Here is a 13,597-nt window from a genome sequence, read left to right as displayed (position 1 = left end):
ATGACGATTCTTCCGATTCGATCCGATCTTAAAGGACTCTCGCCCTACGGTGCTCCGCAGCTCAACGTTCCGGTGTGCCTGAACGTCAACGAGAACCCGTATTCGCCCTCCGAAAACGTGATTGCCGATATCGCTGAGTCCGTTGCCAAGGCGGCTGCGGGTCTCAACCGTTACCCGGATCGCGACTTCATGGAACTACGTTGCGCGCTCGCGGACTACCTAGAAAAAGAATCCGGTGTTCGTCGGCGTCCGGAACTGATGTGGGCAGCGAACGGCTCAAATGAAGTGATGGTGCAGATTCTGGCAGCATTCGGTGGCCCTGGCCGGACGGCCGTCAGCTTTGCTCCGACGTACTCGATGTACCACGAGTACGCGCGCGACACGAATACCGCGTGGGTGCAGGGGCGTCGCGATGATGACTTTACATTGAACCGCGCGATCGTTGAAGAAACACTGAAAGCGCAGCGTCCTTCTGCTGTTCTGCTGGCCAGCCCGAATAATCCGACGGGCACAGCGTTGCCGTTCGAGGACATTGAGTGGATCCTGGACATCGCGCGCGAAAGTGGCCCGGAGATTGACGGTCAGGCGTCTGCGTCGATCGTCGTTATTGACGAGGCCTACGGTGAATTCCGCAGAACCGGCACACCGTCATCTCTTGAACTCTTGGACGCGAATGAGCACCTCATCGTCAGTCGCACAATGTCGAAGGCCTTCGGCATGGCGGGCCTGCGCCTCGGCTATATGAGCGCCTGCCAAGAAATCATCGACGCGATCATGTTGGTTCGCCTGCCGTACCACCTCTCAACTCTTACGCAGGCAACGGCGCTTGCTGCTCTGCGCCACACGGATGAACTGATGGCACAGGTGGCCTCGTTGCGCGCCGAACGCGACCAGCTGGTCACGTGGCTGAAAGACAAAGGCTTCGACGCTGTCGATTCGGATGCCAACTTTGTCCTCTTCGGACGCTTCGATGACCGCGAAGCCATCTTTCAGGCTCTGCTTGATCGCGGAATTCTGATCCGAGTTGTCGGGCCTGAGGGCTGGCTTCGTGTCAGTATTGGAACACCTGAAGAAACCGCCAGCTTCAAAGCAGCACTTGAGGAGATCACGAAATGACGAACACCTTTGCTACTCCGCGTACCGCCGTCATTGACCGCGTGACGTCTGAGTCCTCGATCCACCTCGAGCTGAACTTGGATGGAACAGGCAAGAATGACATTTCCACGTCCGTGCCTTTCTACGACCACATGTTGACTGCACTGTCGAAGCACTCGCTGATTGACCTGACGGTGAAGGCGACGGGTGATATTGATATCGACGTGCACCACACGGTTGAAGATACGGCGATCTGCCTGGGTCTTGCGCTGAAGGAAGCGCTAGGGGACAAGCGCGGTATTCGTCGTTTCGGCGAGGCGACTGTTCCGCTCGACGAGGCGCTGGCTCACGCGGTTGTTGACGTCGCGGGACGTCCCTACATTGTGCATGCGGGTGAACCTGCCGGTCAGGAATACCACCTGATTGGTGGTCACTACACTGGTTCAATGACGCGTCACGTCTTCGAATCCCTGACCTTCAATTCCGGAATTTGCCTGCACATGAACGTGCTTGCTGGTCGCGACCCGCACCACATCGTCGAGGCCCAGTTCAAGGCGTTGGCACGAGCGCTTCGTGCTGGCGTTGAGCCGGATCCTCGCGTCGACGGAATTCCATCGACCAAGGGTGCGCTCTAAGCCGAGTCGAGCGTAGGTAGCAGGGGAGAGTTATGTTGCGTCGTGATGACGACTTCGATGCCGAGTTCGCGGATCTTGTCGCGTCCCTTGACGGCGAAGATTTAGGCAAGGAAACGCTTGATGGCGAAGCGTATGCCGACGATGTACTGGCGGCACACAATCTGGGAGAAAAGCCCGCTGGCGCAGATACGACGAGCGAGACAGACAACAGGGACGCATCGACCAAGGCGTTGAAAGATCCTGACGATGTCCCGGTTGATGAATCCCTCCATCTTGACGGTGGCAAGCTGTCGGTTGGTTTGGTTCTGGCCCCGATTCCATCGCCTGGCGCGCTTCACTCTCTTTTGGCTCTGTCTGGTTTGAAGCTCAGCGTCGTCCGTTTGAAGCCGTGGACGGCGATCTGGCAGCGCGTGGAAACTCAGCCGACTGACGAAGAAGAGTTGGATGCGTTGCTTTCCGGCCAGCGTCCCATGCCCGCTCCCATCGACGAGGCCGCCCGCGTTGTTTCACGCCTGTCCAAATATGGGGCGGTTGCTGTCATGTCGTGGCTGGTTGAAGGCGATGGGGTTGAACCCGGTGTTTCTGGTCGGATTACAGCCCAGCGTTATGTGAACGGACAGCCGGAGGAAACGATTCCTGCGGGTGTTTTACTTGGTGCAATGCCACAGGCAACCGAGGATCTACTGCTTGGACGTTCGACCCCCGAAGACTACGAGGACTCCGTGTCTGCGGATGGGACGAGCCGTAAGCGTCCGGGCGGTTTCTTTGGCGGATTGTGGAAGAAGTAGACGATGACGCACGTAGTTGTTTTTGACTATGGTTCGGGCAATGTACGCTCTGCGTGCCGAGCTTTGGAACATGTGGGCGCCGATGTTGAACTGACTGCAGACCGTGAAGCAGCATTGAATGCTGATGGCTTGCTGGTGCCTGGCGTGGGCGCGTTCCATGCGGTGATGCGCCAGTTGCGCGTAGCTGACGGCGAAAACATTATTGACATGCGTCTTGCTGGTGGGCGCCCGGTGATGGGTATCTGCGTTGGCCTGCAGATCATGTTCTCTTCGTCCGAAGAGAAGGGTGAAGGCGAGGGTCTTGGCCAGTGGCCGGGCGTGGTGAAGCGTTTGGACGCTGAAGTGGTTCCGCACATGGGCTGGTCGCCGATTGAGGCGGCTACCGGTTCGGAGCTTTTCGCGGGAGTCGAAGACCAGCGCTTCTATTTCGTTCACTCCTACGGTGTCCATGACGATCCGACCGCGGCGCTTGCTGGGGGAGTGACCACCCCACCGTTGACGTCCTGGGCACGGCACGGAAATTCCCGCTTCGTTGCAGCCGTAGAAAACGGCCCATTGAGTGCAACTCAGTTCCACCCGGAAAAGTCAGGAGATGCCGGTATGACGCTACTGGCAAACTGGCTCGACACACTGAAGTAACTTCACGCAATAAACGATTAAAGGATTTCCATGAACGACCTGATTCTTCTTCCCGCCGTTGACGTTGTCGACGGACAAGCCGTTCGCCTGACCCAGGGTGAAGCTGGTACGGAAACACACTACGGTCATCCGATGGACGCTACGCGCTCTTTCGCGGATGCTGGGGCAACGTGGCTGCACCTCGTCGATCTGGATGCCGCATTTGGACGTGGGTCGAACGCTGCGCTACTTGCTGAGATCACCGCGAACGTGGATATGAATGTCGAACTGTCCGGTGGCATTCGCGATGATGAGTCGCTCAAGCGCGCTTTGGGAGCCGGTGCCCGTCGCGTGAACCTTGGTACTGCAGCTTTGGAAAATCCAGAGTGGACTGAACGAGTCATTAAAGAATATGGCGATCAGATTGGCATCGGCTTGGACGTGCGTGGAGATACCTTGTCTGCCCGCGGATGGACCCGCGATGGAGGCAATCTTTGGGAGACAATCGAACGCCTGAACAAGGCTGGTTGCGTGCGCTACGTGGTCACTGACGTGACGCGCGACGGCATGCTGTCGGGACCGAACGTTGATCTGCTTGCCCGCGTCTGCGACGCAACCGACGCCGCCGTTGTGGCATCCGGTGGCGTGTCAACGCTGGACGATATTGCCACCCTGCGAGGTCTCGTTGGCGTTGGCGTCGAAGGTGCAATTGTCGGCAAAGCCCTCTACGCCGGCGCGTTCACGATTGAAGAAGCCCTGAAAGTTGCGCGGGGGCTTTAAACGATGAGTGAAACCACGGATTCTCACCCAATCCCAGCTCTCGATGATGCGCAGAAGAGCCGGCTTGCTGCTCGGTTGAAGATGTCGAATCGCGATCGTGGTGACTCGGGTCAGATTCTCGAAGCGACGAGGCGTGCGCTGGCTCTTGAAGCGGATAGTGATAATGGCGCAGCCAGATTGGAAGCCCTCGCCGATGCTTTGGCTCACGATCGCGTGATTGTCCCGATTGCTGTTGAAGAGGATCCTCGTGTCACCGGACACCACGCAGGAATTGACGGCGACGGACAGGCGCCGACGGACTTTGTTCGTGTTGACTGCCTGGCAGGCAAGGCGATTGCCGTATTCTCTTCGGCCGATCAACTTCGGGCTTTCGATGCTTTCGCCAGACCTACCGCTCTCGCATTCCGGAGCGTTGCCCTTGCTGCGCTGGTGGAAACCGGAGGCCGAGTTGTCATGGATCCTGCCGGGTCCAACGTTGTGATACCACGTCCCCTTGTCGCGGCACTTGCGCAGGGAGACACGTGGTTGCCAGCCTGGAAAGACCAAGAACTCGCCGAAGAGTTGAAGATGCTCGCGCAGGTAAGCCATAACGGAACCTCGCCGATCGTTGACGTGCAGCTGACCTGCGGGGCAGTCGGAAACGTGACTGTCACCCTGTTCGTCAACGCCAATGCTGATCAGCGTGGGCTTAAAAAGTCGCTGATGGAAGCGGTGTCTGCTATCGGAGATTCAAAACGTCTTCAGGTATCAGCCGACAGGATTGAGATCGTTCCACGTTGGGTGAGCGTCGCATAGTCCGCACGTCGCATAGTCCACGTGTGTGAGCGATCCCATCTGCGCCGAAGTCACTGAAATTGGTGCGCTATCAGCGCAGATGTTAAAGTTGAAGCAACCGTCTGGGCGAATGCCTGGAATGCAAGCGGAGTTTCCTCCCACCTGGATGCCCGCCTTGGCTTGCCAAGGTCCACGCAATTGGCGTGACGTGAAAGGGGATCGGGTTCTTCGGTAGACGTTTCGGCGTCTGCCAAATGGGCTGGCCTCCGTGCGCATGAAGTGCAACGGAGGCCATTTTCGTTGCTCTTCACGAAGTACCGTGGAAGGAGCCACTCATCAGCGAGACTCGCATTAACGAGCGCATCCGAGTTCCTGAGGTTCGCCTCGTGGGACCCGGAGGGGAACAGGTCGGCGTCGTTTGTGTTGAAGACGCCCTGCGCCTGGCCGAAGAGGCCGGCCTTGACCTGGTAGAGGTTGCCCCCGACGCTAAGCCGCCGGTTGCCAAGCTCATGGATTACGGCAAGTTTAAGTACGAAGCCGCCCAGAAGGCTCGCGATGCTCGCCGTAATCAGGCGAACACCCAGCTGAAAGAGATCCGCTTCCGCTTGAAGATTGACGACCATGATTTTGGCGTTAAGAAGGGACACGTTGAGCGTTTCCTTTCCCAAGGCGACAAGGTCAAGGTCATGATCATGTTCCGCGGACGTGAGCAGTCCCGTCCTGAAGCTGGCGTTCGCCTGCTTCAGCGTTTGGCTGAAGAGGTTGGTGAGCTCGCAACAGTCGAGTCCATGCCTCGCCAGGATGGTCGCAATATGACCATGGTTCTCGCGCCTACAAAACGTAAGTCTGATGCTTTGAACGAACAGCGCAAGCGTCGTGAAGCAGAGCGTAAGGAACGACGCGGTAAGCGTCAGGAACGCGCAATCAAGGACCAGGCACGTTCCGCAAAAGCGGACACCACGGACAAGAACTGACATTGACGCGTAAGCGTTGATGGAACAAAGAAGGAATAGCAAATGCCGAAGAACAAGACGCACTCCGGTGCGAAGAAGCGCTTCCGCGTGACCGGCTCGGGCAAGATCATGCGCGAGCAGGCCGGTGCACGCCACCTGCTGGAGCACAAGTCCAGCCGTAAGACCCGCCGCCTCGCCACTGACCAGGTCCTTGAGAACGCAGACGTTAAGCGCGTCCGTCGTCTCCTTGGCAAGTGAGCTTCGCAAAAGGAGATTTGAAACATGGCACGTGTCAAGCGTTCTGTTAACGCCAAGAAGAAGCGTCGTACAGTCCTCGAGCAGGCGTCCGGCTATCGTGGTCAGCGTTCCCGCATGTACCGCAAGGCCAAGGAGCAGGTCACTCACTCCTTCGTCTACTCCTACCGCGACCGCAAGGCCCGCAAGGGTGACTTCCGTCGCCTCTGGATCCAGCGCATCAACGCTGCCTCGCGCGCGCAGGGCATGACCTACAACCGTTTCATCCAGGGCCTCGGCCTTGCTGGTGTTGAGGTCGACCGTCGCATGCTCGCCGAGCTCGCCGTCAACGACATCAACGCGTTCAACGCGCTGGTGCAGGTTGCCAAGGATGCTCTGCCGGCAGACGTCAACGCCCCCAAGGCCTGACATACGGTGACTTTTCAGTCCGAGCGCCCGTCCATGCTCGCCAATCCTCACGCTGAACGCGTGAAGAAAGTGGCAGCGTTGGCCGGGCGCTCGGCACGTCGTAAGACGAATCTTCTGCTTGTTGAAGGACCACAAGCAGTCCGCGAACTTCTGGCTTTTAGCGGCCAGCATGTTCGCGATGTGTACTTCACTGACGGTGCAGCGAGTCTGCATCCCGACGTGCACGCCCTGGCTTCTTCCGTGACCCGCTGGTGCCATATGGTGACCGATGAGGTCGCTTCTGCGATGAGCTCTGATGCTCAGGGCATTATTGCCGTTGCAACACGTGACGCAGTGGTGTCCACGTTGCGCGATACTGCGCCTCGGCAGACATATGTTGTGCTCGCCCAGGGGCGCGATCCGGGCAACGTTGGTACCATCATCCGCACCGCTGATGCGATGGGATGCGCTGGTGTCATCGTCGTTGCGGGCACCGTCAATGTTGCCAGCCCGAAGGTCATCCGTTCCTCCGCAGGCAGTGTCTTCCACCTTCCGCTCATTGCTGTTCCGTCGTTCGACGAGGCCGCCCGGTTGCTCAAAACGCGCGATGCGCGCCTGCTGGGCACCAGCGGCGGAGTGGGCACCGAAGACCTTGGGCAGCTGATGACTCAGGCAATCGCTGGGGGAGCGGGTCCTCTTGCCTCATCTCATGCGTGGGTCTTCGGCAATGAAGCGAAGGGCATGAGCCAGGCTGAACTCGATGCGTGTGACACTCTTGTCCGCATCGACATGACCGGTCAGGCCGAGTCCCTGAACGTGGCCTCTGCAGCCTCAATGTGTCTTTTTGCTTCTCAGTGCGCGCGCTTGTCCAATGAAGCGCTGAAATAGTGTGCGCGGCCTCGTGAATCAATGACTGAATCAGGCGTCAGCTGTCCTTTTGTCGCCACGAACCAACTAGGCTTGAACCATGACGTTGGTAAGTGAATGCTCGGAATCTGAACTCATTCGTCGCTATCAGGAAGTTCTTCCCGTTGGTGAACGCACCATGATCGGAATCGGTGACGACTGTGCGCAGATTGCAACCCCTGAAGGATCGTTCGTCGTATCGACGGATGTCATCGTCGAAGACCAGCACTTCCACAGGTATTGGTCCGACGCTTACCAGATTGGTGCTCGTATTACCGCGCAGAATCTTGCAGATATTGCCGGTATGGGTGGGTACACGTCATCGATCGTTATCTCTGTTGTGCTCACTCCTGACACCGAAGTCGAATGGCTGATCGATGTGGTTCGAGGTATCGGCGATCGTGCTCGCGAAGTCGGTGCCGGCGTCGTCGGCGGTGATATGTCGGCGGGAGAAAAGCTGGTGCTGTCGATGACCGTCATGGGCTGGTGCGAAGGCGATCCCGTGGTGCGTTCGGGAGCAAAACCTGGTGATGTGATCGCGGTGAGTGGTCGAGTTGGCTTCTCGCACGCCGGCTTGGATCTGTTGCTGGGCGAGCACATTGACCCTGCAATTCGTGACGACGAGTCAATGGGGATTATGGCTGAAGCCCTCAACATGTATCGCGCTCCCGAGCCACCGTTGGAGACTGGGCCAGCTGCTGCGCGCGCCGGTGCCCACGCAATGATGGACCTATCTGATGGCATTGCCATGGATGGCACGCGTATGGCGAAAGCGTCTGGTGTGATCATTGACCTCGACCCGACTGCGTTGGAACGCGAAGCAGATCCGTTGCGTCAGCTCGCCGAGATCTGCGGTGTGAACCCGGTGGAATGGGTCGTCTTCGGCGGTGAAGACCACGGCATGATCGCTGCCTTTGGGCCAGATGCGACCATTCCCGAAGGATTCCGCATTGTGGGACGCGTCCGCGAGGTCGGTGAAGGGGAAAACGCGAATATGTTCCTGAACGGCCGCCCCTTGCGTGGGAAGTGGGATCACTTCAAGAACGAGTAAGAGGCACTCGAGGTGAAAAAGTCTGGCTCGCAAGGGCATCCTTGCGAGCCAGACTCATAAAGTGTGGTGACCTTTTAAAGGTCATCCAACAGGTGTGCGGCTATCAGATAGCGCGCTGAACCTTGTCGGATTTCAGGCACTTGGTGCACACGTTCAGGCGCTTCGGGGTGCCCTCAACAAGGGCGCGAACGCGCTGAATGTTCGGATTCCAGCGGCGGTTGGTGCGAACGTGAGAGTGTGACACGCTCTTGCCGAAGCCGGGTCCCTTACCGCACACGTCACAAACGGCAGCCACGATGATCTCCTCGGTTGTCAAAATAGGTTATTCCCGTTTTCACAGGACAGTATTGAGCGGTGTAGTCCACCGCAGGCAACTATGAAAGATTAACGGATTAACGCCTTCAACTCCAAGTTTTGCGCCCTTTGTGGGCTGTCAGGTAGCCCACATTCGTTGATAGAGCGCGGATTGTGTGCGGCTCGCGGCAGGGCCGCGTAGCGGCTTGAAGGCTAGAGCGGGGCGTGCAGCATCCTAGTATTGCAGTGTGGTTTCTACGACGGTGATGCAAGCGACGGCTCAGTAGGTGGCGAGCTGTGCGGTCTGGGTATCCGTCCGTGCATTCCTCGTCCATGGCAAGGCCCTGCCTGCAGTTCCGGTCGTGTGAGGCGACATTGTGGGCTCTGTGGGAAGGGGACTGTCGCCTCGTATAACTTGGGGGAGCTAGGCATTCAAAAACTAGTGTGAGCCGTGGAGTACGAAGCGATAAAAATGCAACGATTGTCGGGCTTAGATGTGTCTGGCACGCCGAACGCTGATCCCTGAACGATAATGAACGCAAAGCTAAACGGATGGAGCAAGAGTGGAACTGAATGCTGGGACTGTCGCCTCCCTGTTGCGGGTGGCAGCACATGAATCTGCCACGCTTGCTCAGTTCCTGAACGACCTCGACGGGTGGGACGGCTCAGACTGCGATACCGGCACGAACGCTGCACATACGCTGGCCTCCATGGCAAGCGCCGTCGAACGTCTAGATCCGGTCTCGTCGTTTGCTTCCGGGCTTGAAGCCGCTGTTGACGCTGGCATCATCCTTGCCCAAGGGCATATTGGCGTCATCATTACTGCTGTTCTTTCCGCATGGTCACAAGCCCTCAATGGTCCAGGTCAGATCACGCCGATTCAGCTTCGTCGCATGCTGTGTACACCACATGCGATCCAATCCGATTCCCATGTCACTGACGTTTTGCGTCGAACCCACCTGTCGAATGCGATCGTGATGGTCTTGGATACAGCCAGAACCGCCGCCATTGATTTGGGCGACACGATTGAAACAAACGAATACCTGGTCTCGTGGTACTCACTCGCAGCTCAAGAAGGCCTGATTGGCGCCACGAATGAGAGAACAGGGCGTATCGACGCAGGCGCATCCGTCCTGACCATCCTCTTCGCCTGCTTTGACTCGGTTGTTTCAGGACAAACATCAGTACTCGAGTCGCTCGCTCATATGCTCAGCGAATTAGCGGAAAACAACGGTGATATCCCCAGTCAGAACATTCCCGCCCCGAACCGCGCATTCAGTGTCGATATCGTCTGGCAAGCGACTGCAACAGACGCAGACCACTTTTTCACTTCCATTGAACTCATGGGAGCACGCCTTTCCTGCGTTGGAACGCTTGATCCATTCGGCGTAGGAATGTGGCGCCTACACATCGATACGTCCGCCCCTCTTTCAGTACGCCCCAAGACTGGATGCCTTATCAGATTCCAAGTCGCTGACGCGCGTCCAGATGAGATGCTCGGCGTCGACGAGCTCGCCGAAGAAGGCATTACCCACCGCGGTGTTCGCCTTCTCGAACGGCGCCCCATGCGACGAGTCGAACGCGCCCGAGTCCTTGTATGCACCCGAGCTCCCGGATTGATTGAAGATGCCGCCAGAACAGGTGCAATCGTTCTATACAATCCCAGCGCCCAAGACGGGGCGGGAATCATGGAAATTGCCACGTCCTCATCGACGGGCGTCAGTCTGTTCGTGCCGTGTGACGATGAGTCTTCAACACTCGGCACTATGCTTGCCTCTCGTCTGAACGCGACCCAATCCCCGTTTGACCCCAAGCCTGCAGGCGCCACCTCGTCAAACGACGCCATCATTGTGGTGGCGCAGTCGAACGACGAACTGTCAGCGTTCAACGTCGCGCAAACATGCGCCGGCTACTTCGTCCCGCAACCCGGCGGGCACAAAGTGGGGCCAACAATGGAACGCCTACTCACCCAAGGGGCGACGCAAGCGCTTGAAAACCAGGTGACCTATTCGCTCGACTCAGACGATGACCTTGCTATTTCGCAGGTGGTCGCCGACATCGCACGCAGGAGCCCCACGCAGTTCCGCCTGCTCCTGTCCGCACACGACGGTCCGGATTTGGTTGGACTTCTCCGGCAATTGGTGATGCACGCTGACTGTCTCCTCGATGACATTGATGTGATCGATGGGGGACAAGCGGGTCGAAGCCTCATAGCGGGCATGTGGGCATGAGCGAACTCGATACCCCCCTTTCTCTTCGCCTCCCTGTGTCAACCGCGCGCAAACTCGCAAAAGCAGGGTTTGAAACCGTTGAAGACCTGCTTCTTTGTGCGCCTCGTCGCTACTACCACTGGGGCGCACTGACCCCGATGTCGATGCTGCACGAAGGCGAAGATGTCACGATCCTCGCTCAAGTTGCACGAGCACACCTCGTTGCAAACCGAAGCCGTCAGGGCGTTCGCCTCGAAGTACAACTGACCGACGGCATCACCACGATGAACGCGACCTTCTTCGCGCACAATGAATACAAACTCGCCGTCCACCAGCGCCTCTTGAAACCCGGAGCCTCGTTTCTTTTCGCCGGAAAAGTCGGATCCTACCGCGGTACCCTTTCACTGGTACATCCCAGCTTCGAAGGAATGGATGACGCCAGCGACTCAGCAGAAGAACGCTCCCAACGGCCCATCCCGATCTACCCGACAAGCGGGGGGATCACCAGCTGGATCATGGCACGTAGTATCACCATGATTCTCGATTCTCTGGACGATGAATCGATCGACGACGTGATCCCGGCCGACATCCGAGAACAACGAAAACTGCCCAATCGTGCCACGGCTTTGAGGATGCTCCACCAGCCATCTACCGACGACGACTACAAACAGGCGAAAACCACATTCGCGTTCGAGGAAGCTTTCACCCTTCAGTGCATCCTGGCCGGACGACGCTACGGGGAACGCTCTTTAACTGCGCCTGCGTGTCCGCTCACCTCATCGCACGCAGTCAGTGAATTCATTGCATCGCTTCCCTTCACTCTGACCGACGCCCAATCACGCGCGCTCAAAGAAATCGACGCCGACATGGACCAGACCGTCCCCATGCAACGACTCCTTCAAGGGGATGTGGGTTCAGGGAAGACCGTTGTTGCGCTCGCAGCATTGATTGCGGCGGTTGACGCTGGACACCAGGGTGCCCTGGTGGCGCCGACTGAAGTGTTGGCCAGCCAGCATCTTGAGTCGATGCGCGCGTTAGTACAGGGTGTCATGGTCGATGGGAAACCAGTTGATATTCGTCTGCTGACCGGTTCGACACCGCCTGCCGCGCGTCGCGAAATAAGCGCGCTCATTGAATCGGGGGAGCCACTGATCGTGGTGGGGACTCACGCTTTGTTCTCTGACAGTGTTGCTTTCAAAGACCTCGGCGTTGTGATTGTGGATGAACAGCATCGTTTCGGCGTTGAACAGCGCGACACATTGCGCACCAGCGGTGATGGGCATAGCGCACACCAGCTGGTGATGACGGCGACTCCGATTCCTCGTACGGTCGCGATGACGGTGTTCGGTGATCTGGAAGAGACGCGCATGGCGGGGATGCCTGCTGGTCGTATGCCGGTGCAGACGTTCCTTGTTGATAGTGCGAATTCGGTGTGGATGGAGCGCTTGTGGACTCGAGCGCACGAAGAGATTGAGCGCGGTGGGCGTGTCTACGTTGTCTGTCCGCGTATCGACGAAACGGATGAGGTCACCGACGTTGAAGGAGAGGGAGCGAATCGCCCCCCGCTTGCGTCGGTCGAAAAGGTCAGTCAAACCCTGCGCCGTCTTCCTGCTCTTAGAGCGCACCGGATTGAAACGTTGACGGGCCGCACTCCGACGGCGGAAAAAACACAGATCATGGAGCGTTTCGCATCCGGAGAATCGCCGATTTTGGTTTCTACGACCGTCATCGAAGTGGGCGTGGACGTCAAGAGTGCGACGATGATGGTGATCGTTGACGCCCAGCAGTTCGGCTTGGCGCAGTTGCATCAGTTACGAGGCCGCGTCGGCCGTTCGTCGATGCCATCTGTGACGATGGCGGTTCATCGTAGCGATTTGAATCCGGACTCGATGGCGCGTCTTGAAGCATTTGCATCAACGACGGACGGTTTTGAGCTCGCAGAAAAAGATGTTCAGCTCCGTCGTGAGGGAGATGTGTTGGGAGCTGGGCAGTCCGGTCGCAGTTCGCACCTGCGTTTCCTTTCTGTTCGACGTGACGAACGGATTATTTCTCACGCTCGCAGCGATGCGTTGCGGATTATCGAAGAGGATCCGAAGCTGATGAATCATCCGGAGTTAGCATGTGCTTTGAGGCGCTTGTCGGCTGATTCTCTTGCTTGGATTTCGATGAGCTAAAGGGTACTACCGTGGTGATCCCTGCAATCTGGGCATTGTGCTTCGCCCGTTAGACTATGGGGCATGACTCGAATCGTTGCAGGCTCAGCCAAAGGTCGCGTGCTGAAAGTTCCCGCGAAGGGGACGCGTCCAACATCGGAACGCGTCCGCGAGGCGCTGTTTTCTCGCCTGGAACATATGAACGTGGTTGAAAACTGTCTGGTTCTTGACCTTTATGCCGGTTCGGGAGCATTGGGGTTAGAAGCCGCGTCACGAGGTGCCTCGCGCGTGGACTTGGTTGAAAAATCGGCACCGACAGCGCGAATCATTGCTCACAACATCCGCGCAACCGGTCTGAAAGCGCGGGTTCATACTGCCTCGGCGACCACTTTCTTGAGGGCGCGTGATTTTGAGACGCTCAGTGGAGAGTTTGATCTTGTGTTGCTTGATCCTCCCTATGACGTGAGCGAAGAAGATGTGGCGGAGGTGCTCTCACTTCTTGGACCGTGGATCACCCCGGATGCGCTTGTCGTTGTTGAGCGTTCCAGCAGGTCACCGGAGCCTTTGTGGCCGGATTTCCTTGTGAAGGAAGATCAGCGGACGTGGGGTGAGACCGTCGCATGGTTTGCCGGTCCGCCCGTGAAAGCCAAAGAAGAGAGCGACTGAGATCTCGGATCAATTCATTGAGCATCATCGGT

Annotated in this window: 15 protein-coding genes; 14 read left to right on the top strand and 1 reads right to left on the bottom strand. The window is 57.7% G+C overall.

Annotated features, from left to right (window positions below; all coding sequences use genetic code 11):
- From HMPREF9241_RS07410 to thiL, 11 genes are all read left to right on the top strand, one after another.
- The gene (locus HMPREF9241_RS07410) at positions 1 to 1,116 is read left to right on the top strand and encodes a histidinol-phosphate transaminase (protein WP_006681669.1); all 1,116 of its coding nucleotides are present in this window, start codon (positions 1 to 3) and stop codon (positions 1,114 to 1,116) included.
- The gene (gene hisB / locus HMPREF9241_RS07405; RefSeq protein ID WP_006681668.1) at positions 1,113 to 1,730 is read left to right on the top strand and encodes an imidazoleglycerol-phosphate dehydratase HisB; all 618 of its coding nucleotides are present in this window, start codon (positions 1,113 to 1,115) and stop codon (positions 1,728 to 1,730) included. The genes HMPREF9241_RS07410 and hisB overlap by 4 nt, the downstream gene beginning before the upstream one ends.
- A 32-nt stretch (positions 1,731 to 1,762) precedes the next feature.
- On the top strand, positions 1,763 to 2,518 hold the full coding sequence (locus HMPREF9241_RS07400; RefSeq protein ID WP_006681667.1) for a hypothetical protein: 756 nt from the start codon (positions 1,763 to 1,765) through the stop codon (positions 2,516 to 2,518).
- Between the two features lie 3 nt (positions 2,519 to 2,521).
- Entirely contained in the window at positions 2,522 to 3,157 is a 636-nt protein-coding gene (gene hisH / locus HMPREF9241_RS07395) for an imidazole glycerol phosphate synthase subunit HisH (protein WP_006681666.1), read from the top strand.
- Between the two features lie 30 nt (positions 3,158 to 3,187).
- Positions 3,188 to 3,916 (top strand): bifunctional 1-(5-phosphoribosyl)-5-((5-phosphoribosylamino)methylideneamino)imidazole-4-carboxamide isomerase/phosphoribosylanthranilate isomerase PriA, encoded by a 729-nt coding sequence (priA, locus tag HMPREF9241_RS07390; protein ID WP_006681665.1) that lies wholly within the window; start codon positions 3,188 to 3,190, stop codon positions 3,914 to 3,916.
- 3 nt (positions 3,917 to 3,919) lie between these two features.
- Positions 3,920 to 4,711 carry an SseB family protein gene (locus HMPREF9241_RS07385; protein ID WP_006681664.1) on the top strand — a complete coding sequence of 264 codons (792 nt, stop codon included), beginning with the start codon at positions 3,920 to 3,922 and terminating at the stop codon, positions 4,709 to 4,711.
- 365 nt (positions 4,712 to 5,076) lie between these two features.
- Positions 5,077 to 5,664 carry a translation initiation factor IF-3 gene (gene infC / locus HMPREF9241_RS07380; RefSeq protein ID WP_006681663.1) on the top strand — a complete coding sequence of 196 codons (588 nt, stop codon included), beginning with the start codon at positions 5,077 to 5,079 and terminating at the stop codon, positions 5,662 to 5,664.
- Positions 5,665 to 5,706: 42 nt separating this feature from the next.
- Entirely contained in the window at positions 5,707 to 5,901 is a 195-nt protein-coding gene (gene rpmI / locus HMPREF9241_RS07375) for a 50S ribosomal protein L35 (RefSeq protein ID WP_006681662.1), read from the top strand.
- Between the two features lie 24 nt (positions 5,902 to 5,925).
- Positions 5,926 to 6,306: a 50S ribosomal protein L20 gene (rplT, locus tag HMPREF9241_RS07370; RefSeq protein WP_006681661.1), complete on the top strand. Its 381-nt coding sequence runs from the start codon at positions 5,926 to 5,928 to the stop codon at positions 6,304 to 6,306.
- A gap of 33 nt (positions 6,307 to 6,339) precedes the next feature.
- Positions 6,340 to 7,173, top strand: coding sequence for a TrmH family RNA methyltransferase (locus HMPREF9241_RS07365; RefSeq protein WP_006681660.1), 834 nt, complete (start codon positions 6,340 to 6,342; stop codon positions 7,171 to 7,173).
- 79 nt (positions 7,174 to 7,252) lie between these two features.
- Positions 7,253 to 8,242: a thiamine-phosphate kinase gene (gene thiL / locus HMPREF9241_RS07360; protein ID WP_006681659.1), complete on the top strand. Its 990-nt coding sequence runs from the start codon at positions 7,253 to 7,255 to the stop codon at positions 8,240 to 8,242.
- A 103-nt stretch (positions 8,243 to 8,345) separates the two neighbouring features.
- On the opposite strand, the gene rpmB is transcribed toward thiL, so the two are convergent.
- Positions 8,346 to 8,537 carry a 50S ribosomal protein L28 gene (gene rpmB, locus HMPREF9241_RS07355; protein ID WP_006681658.1) on the bottom strand — a complete coding sequence of 64 codons (192 nt, stop codon included), beginning with the start codon at positions 8,535 to 8,537 and terminating at the stop codon, positions 8,346 to 8,348.
- 562 nt (positions 8,538 to 9,099) lie between these two features.
- On the opposite strand from rpmB, the gene HMPREF9241_RS07350 reads away from it, so the two are divergent.
- The 3 genes from HMPREF9241_RS07350 to rsmD all read left to right on the top strand — a co-directional run bounded on the left by HMPREF9241_RS07350 (position 9,100) and on the right by rsmD (position 13,565).
- Positions 9,100 to 10,767, top strand: coding sequence for a DAK2 domain-containing protein (locus tag HMPREF9241_RS07350; RefSeq protein WP_006681657.1), 1,668 nt, complete (start codon positions 9,100 to 9,102; stop codon positions 10,765 to 10,767).
- Positions 10,764 to 12,920, top strand: a complete 2,157-nt coding sequence (locus HMPREF9241_RS07345) for an ATP-dependent DNA helicase RecG (RefSeq protein ID WP_006681656.1) — start codon at positions 10,764 to 10,766, stop codon at positions 12,918 to 12,920. Before HMPREF9241_RS07350 ends, HMPREF9241_RS07345 begins: the two co-directional genes overlap by 4 nt.
- Before the next feature lie 63 nt (positions 12,921 to 12,983).
- A complete protein-coding gene (gene rsmD, locus HMPREF9241_RS07340; RefSeq protein ID WP_006681655.1) occupies positions 12,984 to 13,565 on the top strand; it encodes a 16S rRNA (guanine(966)-N(2))-methyltransferase RsmD in 582 nt (193 codons plus the stop codon).
- The last annotated feature ends 32 nt before the right edge of the window (positions 13,566 to 13,597 follow it).

The organism is Schaalia turicensis ACS-279-V-Col4 (assembly GCF_000296505.1).
In the GTDB taxonomy this organism is placed as follows: domain Bacteria; phylum Actinomycetota; class Actinomycetes; order Actinomycetales; family Actinomycetaceae; genus Pauljensenia; species Pauljensenia turicensis_A.
Note: the sequence above shows the minus strand (reverse complement) of the source record. Positions and strands in the feature narration are given on the sequence as shown.

Coding starts and splice junctions, on each gene's coding strand:
- HMPREF9241_RS07385 (WP_006681664.1), top strand. CDS start 3,920: ATGAGTGAAACCACGGATTCTCACCCAATCCCAGCTCTCGATGATGCG.
- HMPREF9241_RS07400 (WP_006681667.1), top strand. CDS start 1,763: ATGTTGCGTCGTGATGACGACTTCGATGCCGAGTTCGCGGATCTTGTC.
- rpmI (WP_006681662.1), top strand. CDS start 5,707: ATGCCGAAGAACAAGACGCACTCCGGTGCGAAGAAGCGCTTCCGCGTG.
- thiL (WP_006681659.1), top strand. CDS start 7,253: ATGACGTTGGTAAGTGAATGCTCGGAATCTGAACTCATTCGTCGCTAT.
- hisH (WP_006681666.1), top strand. CDS start 2,522: ATGACGCACGTAGTTGTTTTTGACTATGGTTCGGGCAATGTACGCTCT.
- priA (WP_006681665.1), top strand. CDS start 3,188: ATGAACGACCTGATTCTTCTTCCCGCCGTTGACGTTGTCGACGGACAA.
- rsmD (WP_006681655.1), top strand. CDS start 12,984: ATGACTCGAATCGTTGCAGGCTCAGCCAAAGGTCGCGTGCTGAAAGTT.
- HMPREF9241_RS07410 (WP_006681669.1), top strand. CDS start 1: ATGACGATTCTTCCGATTCGATCCGATCTTAAAGGACTCTCGCCCTAC.
- hisB (WP_006681668.1), top strand. CDS start 1,113: ATGACGAACACCTTTGCTACTCCGCGTACCGCCGTCATTGACCGCGTG.
- HMPREF9241_RS07365 (WP_006681660.1), top strand. CDS start 6,340: ATGCTCGCCAATCCTCACGCTGAACGCGTGAAGAAAGTGGCAGCGTTG.
- rplT (WP_006681661.1), top strand. CDS start 5,926: ATGGCACGTGTCAAGCGTTCTGTTAACGCCAAGAAGAAGCGTCGTACA.
- HMPREF9241_RS07345 (WP_006681656.1), top strand. CDS start 10,764: ATGAGCGAACTCGATACCCCCCTTTCTCTTCGCCTCCCTGTGTCAACC.